3 protein-coding genes are annotated in these 3,025 nt (G+C 72.0%); 2 read left to right on the top strand and 1 reads right to left on the bottom strand.

All coding sequences use genetic code 11. The annotated features are described in order from the left end of the window. Window positions 1-153: 153 nt before the first annotated feature. Window positions 154-762, top strand: a complete 609-nt coding sequence (locus ACFV0Q_RS40440; protein WP_385012958.1) for a GNAT family N-acetyltransferase — start codon at window positions 154-156, stop codon at window positions 760-762. A 205-nt stretch (window positions 763-967) separates the two neighbouring features. Here ACFV0Q_RS40440 and ACFV0Q_RS40435 read toward each other — a convergent pair whose 3' ends face one another. Further along, on the bottom strand, window positions 968-2,188 hold the full coding sequence (locus ACFV0Q_RS40435) for a serine hydrolase domain-containing protein (RefSeq protein WP_385012960.1): 1,221 nt from the start codon (window positions 2,186-2,188) through the stop codon (window positions 968-970). Window positions 2,189-2,518: 330 nt separating this feature from the next. Here ACFV0Q_RS40435 and ACFV0Q_RS40430 point away from each other — a divergent pair. Further along, window positions 2,519-3,025: PP2C family protein-serine/threonine phosphatase (locus ACFV0Q_RS40430; RefSeq protein WP_385012956.1), on the top strand; the 507-nt coding region annotated here is incomplete at its 3' end.

Raw genomic sequence — 3,025 nt, 5'->3', positions numbered from 1 at the left:
GGCCCCCCGTCCGCTATAAGTTGAGAGTGGCAAGGAGAGCGGAACCTCCTTGCCTTTCGTGTTTTCCGGGCCCCTGCGCCCTCTGATGGGCCCTGCGGGCGGAGGGGGGACCCCGCCGGAGGGACCAAGATCATCGGGTGCAGAATGGCCTTTATGCCGATAACGAACATGCCGCAGAAGGCAACGGCCGAGGACGCTCCCCGGATCAGCCGCATCCTGACCCGTGCCTTCGACGACGACCCGATGATGCGCTGGTTCTTCCCCGACGAAGCCTCCCGCGAGGCCTCGCTGGGCCGCTACTTCAGCACGATCTTCACCCGCCAGTACGTCCGCCACGGCGTGTGCGAACGCACCGGCGCGGCGGCCGCGTTCTGGGTCCCGCCGGAGGCGGGGGCCACGGCCGTTCCGGACGCGGAGACCATCGCGGAACTCCAGAACATCCTCGGCGACCGCGCCGAGCTGTTCGGCGCCGCCGTCGAGACGGCCGGCGAGCACACGCCCGGGGAGGCGCACCTGTCCCTCGCGCTCATCGGCGCCGACCCGGCCGCCCAGGGCCAGGGGCAGGGCGCCGCCCTGCTCCGCTCGGGCCTGGCCAAGGCCGACGCGGCGGGCGTGCCGACGTACCTGGAGTCCTCCAAGCCGTCGAACGTCCCGCTGTACGAGCACTTCGGCTTCGCCGTGCGCGAGGAGTTCAGCCTCCCGGGAGGGGGCCCCACCCTCTGGGGCATGTGGCGCGAACCGCGCACTCCGGCCGCGGGCTGACCGGGGAACGCGGAAGGACGCACGGGTGCGGGCGGGTCGGCGCGTCGGCCGGCCCGCCCGCCGGGGCGTGAGGGACTGCCTCAGATCCTCCGGACCTGGTCCACGTACTGCGCGTCGCGGTCGGCCTGCCGGACGGCCGCGCCGTTGTCGGGGATCTGCCAGGGGACGTACAGGCAGCGGTTGTCGTGCGTGTTCCGGTCGGGCGTCAGCGGGAGTTGCGCTCCGGCAGGTCCACGTCGGCCTGGGGGGTCGCCGCGAAGCCGCGCGCGGTGGCCTTCACCGGCTTCTTGCCGCAGAAGGCCGCTTCGAGGGTGCCGCCGAGGGCGGTGTTCGCCGCGCCCTTGTTCGAGGTGTTCGCCATCGCGGCGAGGCTGCGCTTCCCGTCGCGCGTGGAGAAGGCGTACGTGTAGAAGCCCTGCACGGTGCCGGTGTGCCCGTACACGGAGGTCCCGCACGACAGGTCGTACCGGCGCAGGCCCAGCCCGTAGAAACGCGTGTTGGTCGCGTCGGTCGGGGTCACGGTGAGCATCTGGTCCAGCATCTGCGGCGACAGCAGCTTGCCGGTGACCAGCGCCGAGGTGAAGGTGTTGAGGTCGGCCGCGCTGGAGATCATCGCCCCGGCGGACTGGGCCCACGACACGGTCTGCTCGGTGGAGTCGACGAGCGGCAGGCCGGCCTGGTCCGGGTGCAGGTAGCCGTTGGCGTGCAGGCCCTTGATCTTCGTGTCGGGGTGCACGTACGAGGTGTCGCGCATCTTCAGCGGCTTGATGATGCGGCGGTCGTACTCCTTGACGACCGGGTGCCCGGTGACCTTCTCGATGAGCATGCCGACGACGACGAAGTTGGTGTTCGAGTAGGAGTACGCGACGCCGGGCTCCGTCGTGCGGGGCTCCTTCAACGAGAGCTGCACCAGCTCCTGGTAGCCGAACACCTTGTTCCGCACGGACTCGAAGCCGGGCACGGTGTCGTTGAACATGGCGTTGGTGTAGTCCGACAGCCCGCTGCGGTGGGTCATCAGATGACGGACCGTGATGCGGTCGTCCGGCAGCAGGCCCGGCAGGTAGCGGTTGACCGGCTGGTCCAGCTCGATCTTCTGCTCCGCCACCAGCTGGAGCAGCACCACGGACGAGAACGTCTTGGTGACGCTGCCGATCCGGAAGCGGGCCTGGGTGTCCATGGCCGCGCCGGTGACCTTGTCGCGGACGCCCGCCGTCTTGGTCTGGACCCCGTCGACGCCGCTGATACGGGCCATCGCGCCGGGCGCGCCGGCGGCGAGCGTGTTCTGCAACGCCGCCTGCAGGGCTTCGAGATCGGGCGCGGGCAGGGCGGTCGCGGGGGCGGCCGGGGCGGCCTGGGCGGCGGTGGCCGGAGCCACACCGGCCACGACGGCCAGGAGGGCGGCGCTGATGGCCAGACGGCGGTTCATGGGCAGGAACACGTTGATCCTCAAGTCATGGGTACTGGTCGGGTACCCCCGGCCACGGACTGCGCGGCAGGACAGCGCAGTTGGCGGCCGGGTTGATCAAGAGCTTACGGAAGGCCGGACGCAGCCCGGCACCGTGGTTCCCCACCGCCAAGCCGTACCGATCCTTTTCGGCCATCTCGCGGCCGGGGCGGCCGCCCGGCGCGGCCGCAGACGTCCGCCGGGACCCGGGCGGCGCGCTCGCCTGCGCGGACCGAGACGGGCCGAAATATGATGAGCACGGTCTTGGCAGCAGCGGAGGCAGAGGCATATGGATGCACCCCGGAGCGGTCCATGACCCCGCGCCGCCCCCCGCGGCCGGACAGCGCCGACCTGCTGGCCATGCTGGGGCAGCTCACCGCCCAGGCGCGGGAAGGGGCGGAGCACCAGCAGGCCCGCGTACAGCTGGCCGAGGCCCTGCAGCGCGAGCTGCTGCCCGCCTCCCTGCCCGCCCTGCCCGGGCTGCGGGCCGCCGCCCGGTACGCGCCCGCCCGGCGCGGCCTCGACATCGGAGGCGACTGGTACGACGGCTTCCGGGTGCCCGAGGACGCCGTCGCCTTCTCCATAGGCGACGTCCAGGGCCACGACGTCGCCGCCACCGCCTTCATGGGACAGGTCCGGGTCTGCCTGCGCGCCGTGGCCGCCGTCGTCACCGACCCCGGCGAGGTGCTGGGCAAGGCCAACGAGGTCCTGCTCGCGATGGACAGCGAGCTCTTCGCCACCTGCACCCTCCTGCGCTTCGATCCGCGCACCCGGGAGCTCGCCAGCGCCCGGGCCGGACACGTCCCCACCGTCTGGGCC

The organism is Streptomyces sp. NPDC059564, assembly GCF_042735575.1.
In the GTDB taxonomy this organism is placed as follows: domain Bacteria; phylum Actinomycetota; class Actinomycetes; order Streptomycetales; family Streptomycetaceae; genus Streptomyces.
Note: the sequence above shows the minus strand (reverse complement) of the source record. Positions and strands in the feature narration are given on the sequence as shown.